Annotated in this window: 1 pseudogene; it reads left to right on the top strand. The window is 62.2% G+C overall.

The features are described from left to right. Nucleotides 1–249 (top strand): annotated as a pseudogene (locus tag KJQ96_RS39395) (MFS transporter); the annotation flags it as partial.

The raw sequence follows: 249 nt of genomic DNA, 5'->3' as shown, positions 1-249 counted from the left end.
TCATGGCCGCGATGTGGATGCTGTCCGGCTCGACCAGCGAAAGTGGCGCCGACGATATGATGGCCGCCATCCTGCTACGCGGCTTTGGACTAGGCTTCCTCTTCCTGTCGATCACGCTTATCGCTTTCAGCGACCTCAACAACCGCAATCGAGCCTCCGGCATCGGCCTTTTCAACGCGGGGCGCCAGCTCGGCGGCCTCATGGGGGTAGCCGGGCTCCAGACCATGATCGACCACAATGTCACCGCCA

It is taken from the genome of Bradyrhizobium sp. sGM-13, from assembly GCF_018398875.1.
Classification (GTDB): domain Bacteria; phylum Pseudomonadota; class Alphaproteobacteria; order Rhizobiales; family Xanthobacteraceae; genus Bradyrhizobium.
This window is presented reverse-complemented; position numbering and strand designations above follow the sequence as displayed.